This window comes from Devosia sp. (genome assembly GCF_028290645.1).
In the GTDB taxonomy this organism is placed as follows: domain Bacteria; phylum Pseudomonadota; class Alphaproteobacteria; order Rhizobiales; family Devosiaceae; genus Devosia_A.
In genome coordinates, this window is record NZ_JAQGJL010000102.1 from 1 (window position 1) to 4,669 (window position 4,669).

At 65.0% G+C, this 4,669-nt stretch carries 2 protein-coding genes; one reads left to right on the plus strand and one right to left on the minus strand.

Annotation, left to right across the window (positions count from 1 at the left end; genetic code table 11):
• The coding region (locus tag JWQ89_RS05955; protein ID WP_299639269.1) for a UvrD-helicase domain-containing protein at positions 1 to 1,815 on the minus strand (1,815 nt) is incomplete at its 3' end.
• 161 nt (positions 1,816 to 1,976) lie between these two features.
• On the opposite strand from JWQ89_RS05955, the gene JWQ89_RS05960 reads away from it, so the two are divergent.
• Entirely contained in the window at positions 1,977 to 4,136 is a 2,160-nt protein-coding gene (locus JWQ89_RS05960) for an esterase-like activity of phytase family protein (protein ID WP_299639271.1), read from the plus strand.
• The last annotated feature ends 533 nt before the right edge of the window (positions 4,137 to 4,669 follow it).

Consider the following 4,669-nt stretch of genomic DNA (forward strand, 5'->3'; position numbering starts at 1 on the left):
CAGCCCCTTGGCGGAGTGGAGCGTCATGATGGACACCGCGTCATCGGCCTCGCCGGTATCGCGCTCCATCACCAGCGAAACGTGCTCCAGAAACCCCTGCAGCGTGTCGAACTCGGCCACCGAGTTCACCAGCTCCTTGAGGTTTTCGAGGCGACCCTCGGCCTCGGCGGATTTGTCGTTCTGCCACATCTCGGTGTAGCCAGATTCATCGAGAATCTGCCCCGCGAGCTCGGCGTGGGAGGCGCGGCGCAAGCGGCTTTCCTCCGGCGTCAGGTCGGGCATCCCCTCCTCGGTCGGCAGCCGCCGGGCCCGCTCGCCCCAGTCGTCAAACTGCGCCATCAGGTTGCGCAGCGTCGTACGCGGCTTGGCCTTGAGCTCCTCGGTCTCCATCAGCAGGCGCACCGCGCCGGTGAGCGTGGTGCGCTGGTGCCGCGCCGTCTCGTAGAGGACCTTCACCGTCGTATCCCCGAGGCCGCGCTTGGGAACGTTGACGATTCGCTCGAAGGCGAGGTCGTCGTCCTGGTTCACCACGACCCGCAGATAGGCCAATGCGTCCCGGATTTCCTTCCGTTCATAGAAGCGGGGGCCGCCGATGACGCGGTAGTTCAGACCGAGGGTAATGAAGCGCTCCTCGAAGGCGCGCATCTGGTGGGAAGCGCGGACGAGGATCGCCATCGAGTTGAGCGCCTCGCCCTGGCGCTGGCGCTGCTCGATGTCCTCGCCGACCTGCCGCGCTTCCTCGTCGCTGTCCCATACCGAGGTGACCATCACCAGATCCCCCGGCTCGCCGACATCGGTCTGCAAGGTCTTCCCCAACCGGCTCTGGTTGTGGGCGATGAGGTGCGAGGCGGCGGCGAGGATGTTGGAGGTCGAGCGGTAGTTGCGCTCGAGCCGGATCACCTTGGCGCCCGGAAAATCCTTCTCGAAACGGAGGATGTTATCCACCTCGGCGCCGCGCCAGCCGTAGATCGACTGGTCGTCGTCTCCGACCACGCAGATATTGGCCTCCGACGCGGGCTTGCCCTGCGCAAGGAGCCGCAGCCACAGGTACTGCGCGACGTTCGAGTCCTGGTACTCGTCAACGAGGATGTACTTGAATCGCCTATGATACTCCGCCAGCACGTCCGGGTTCTCGCGGAACAGTCTTATGCACAGCAGCAGCAGGTCGCCGAAATCGGTGGCGTTCAGCGACGCCAGCCGGTTCTGGTACTGCTGGTAGAGGTCGGGAAGCCGGCCATTGGCGAAGGCCGAGCGATCGGCCATCGACACGTCGGCGGGCAACAGGCCACGGTTCTTCCAGTTGTCCATCATCCCGGCGAATTGCTTGGCCGGCCAGCGCTTCTCGTCGATATTGGCGGCGGCCAGCAGCTGCTTGATCAGCCGGACCTGGTCGTCGGTGTCGAGAATGGTGAAGTCCGGCTTCAGCCCCACCAGCGCGGCGTGCCGCCGCAGCAGCCGCGCGCCGATCGAGTGGAAGGTGCCGAGCCACGGCATGCCCTCGACGCCTTCGCCGACGAGCTTGCCGATGCGCTCCTTCATCTCGCGCGCCGCCTTGTTGGTGAAGGTCACCGACAGGATCTCGGAGGGCCAGGCGAGCTTCGAAGTCAGGATGTGGGCGATCCGCGTGGTCAGCACCCGCGTCTTGCCGGTCCCGGCGCCGGCGAGCACCAGCAGAGGGCCTTCCGTGGTCAGCACTGCCTCGCGCTGCTCCTCGTTCAGGCCCTTCAGGTAATCAGGCGCGCCTGCTCCCCGGCCGAATTGGCTGGTGATCGACCCGGCCTTCGGCCGGTCGAGGCGTTGCGGTTCAGATGGCATATGGGAAACGACGAATCCTGTTTCGTTCTCGTTTGCGAATATAGGGAGTGCGGGGCCGGAAGTATATGCGCCGGGGCCTGTCACACATCTGTCATGGGAATGTCATGTGGCCGTTGTCTGCCGTCCCTAATTCGGACGCCTCATTTCAGGGGCCTCCGAAAATGCAGCTTAAATCCGTACTCATCGGCCTTACGGCCGGCCTCCTCGCGAGCTCGGCCTATGCCGCGCCGGTGTTCAACCGCATCGCCAGCTTCCCCGTCGAGCTCAACAATCCCGAGGCCGCGGCCACCTCGTCCGAGATCATCACCGCGTCCGAAGACGGCATGACGCTGGTCTATTCCGACAGCCCGGGCAAGGGCATCGGCTTCATCGACATCACCGACCCCAAGGCTCCCAAGGCCGCCGGCTATGTCGCGATGGACGGCGAGCCGACCTCGGTCACCGTCGTCGGCGACAAGGTCTATGCGGCGGTCAACACCCGCAAGGACTTCGTCGACGTTTCGGGCCAGCTGGTGGTCATCGATTTGAAGACCCACGCCATCGAAGAGACGGTCGAACTGGGCGGCCAGCCTGACTCGATCGCCCATAACGAAGCCGGTTCGCTGCTCGCCATCGCCATCGAGAACGAGCGCGACGAAGAGGTCAACGACGGTGCCATCCCGCAGGCGCCCTCGGGCTACCTGGTGCTGCTGTCGATCGCGGACGGCAAGCTCGATGCCGCCTCGCTGAAGAAGGTCGAACTCACCGGCCTCGCCGCTATCGCGCCGGAGGACGCGGAAGTGGAATATGTCAACTTCAACGGCCTCGACGAAGTCGCGATCACGCTCCAGGAAAACAACGAGATCGTCATCGTGGACGGCAAGACCGGCACCGTGACCGGCCACTTCCCGGCCGGCACCGCCGATGTCGCCGGCATCGACACCAAGAACGACGGCCAGTTCGACTTCACCTCGAAGAAGGATGGCCTGCTGCTGGAGCCCGACGCCGTGAAGTGGCTGGACGACAACCGGTTCGTCACCGCCAACGAAGGCGACTGGAACGGCGGCTCGCGCGGCTTTTCCATCTTCAACAGGGATGGTTCGGTCGCCTACGACTCCGCCAACCTGCTCGACAGCGATGCGGCCCGCATGGGCCACTACCCGGACTTCCGCAACAAGAAGGGCGTGGAGCCCGAGGGCATCGAGGTCGCCAAGTTCGGCGACGACAACCTGATCTTCGTTGCAGAGGAACGCTCCTCGCTGATCGCCATCTTCAAGGACACCGGCGCCGCGCCGGAGCACCTGCAGACCGTTGCCTCGGGCATCGGTCCGGAAGGCTCGGTGGCGATCCCGTCGCGTAACCTCTTCGTTACCGCCAACGAGAACGACCTCCGTGAAGACGGCCTCGCCGGCTCGCATGTCATGATCTTCGAGCGCGCCGAAGGCGAGCCGGCCTATCCGCAGATCGTCTCCGACAACGACGAAGCCGGCAATCCGATCGGCTGGGCCGCGCTTTCGGGCGCCGTTGCCGATGCCGAAAAGCCCGGCACACTCTATGTCGTTTCCGACAACGCCCTGAGCAACCAGCCGGCGATCTACACGGTCGACGCGACGCAGAAGCCGGCGCACATCGTCAAGAAGACCGTCATCACCCGTGACGGCGCCCCGGCCCAGAAGCTCGACCTCGAAGGCATCACGCTCGACGGCGATGGCGGGTTCTGGCTGGCGTCGGAAGGCGACACCGCGGCGCTCACGCCGCATGCGCTGTTCCACGTCAACGCCGACGGCGAGATCGAAGACGAGATCGCCTACCCGGCCGAACTGCTGGCCAACGAGATCCGCTCGGGCTCCGAAGGCATCACGATGATCGACGGCAAGCTCTGGATCGCCATCCAGCGCGAGTGGAAGGATGACGAGAACGGCGCCCTGAAGCTGGTTTCGTACGATCCCGAAGCCAAGGAATGGGGCGCGGTGCGCTACCCGCTCGACGCGCCGCAGGAAGGCGGCTGGGTCGGGCTGTCGGAGATCACCGCCCACGGCGACTATGTCTACCTGATCGAGCGCGACAACCAGCTCGGCCTCAAGGCCAGGACGATGCAGATCACCCGCGTCCCGGTTTCCGCGCTGGTGCCGGCCAAGCTCGGCGGCGACCTGCCGTTGGTCACCAAGGAAATCGTCCGCGACCTGATCCCCGACCTTGCCGCCAATAGCGGCTACATCGTCGACAAGATCGAGAGCCTCGCCATCGACAGCGAAGGCACCGGCTACGTCATCACCGACAATGACGGTGTGGACGACAGCTCGGGCGAGACCTTCTTCTGGTCGATCGGCAAGGTCGAGTAACGAACAAGCCTCCTGCTTGCGGGGCTTTGGGGCCGGTCCGAAAGGGCCGGCCTCGCTTGTTTGTGGGCGGGGATCAAGGGTGGGGGTGGCCACAGCCTCGCTGCCCAAGATGAAAGAACCGAAGCAGACGGCCCCTCCCCAGCCCTCCCAAAAAGGGGAGGGTGCCCGCCGGTGATTGAGGCACGATCGGGCCCCAAACTCGACTCTGCACCTCCCCCATCATGGGGGAGGCCGGGAGGGGGGGCTCCGCCTCGGCTCGCGCACCTCTAGCCCACCTATCGGCCGTCATCCCTCCGGTGCGGTTGGCTCGATCGTCCCACCAACTCGATGCAGCACCCCCCTTGACGGGGGAGGTTGGGAGGCGGTGCGGGAAGCCACGATGCCAAGGCTTTCCAACCGTTACTAAAATCTTCCCCCCACTTATCCCCGCCCTCTCCACCCATCGTATTCTCCCCCCCATCCGCTGCACCTGAAGCGAGGTCATGACGAGTGGTTGGTGCAGCGGAGACCGGGTGGGGTGGTAGTCGTATCAC

What these genes read in the sequence shown, in the direction of transcription:
- JWQ89_RS05960 (WP_299639271.1), top strand. Translation starts at nt 1,977, where the DNA reads ATGCAGCTTAAATCCGTACTCATCGGCCTTACGGCCGGCCTCCTCGCG.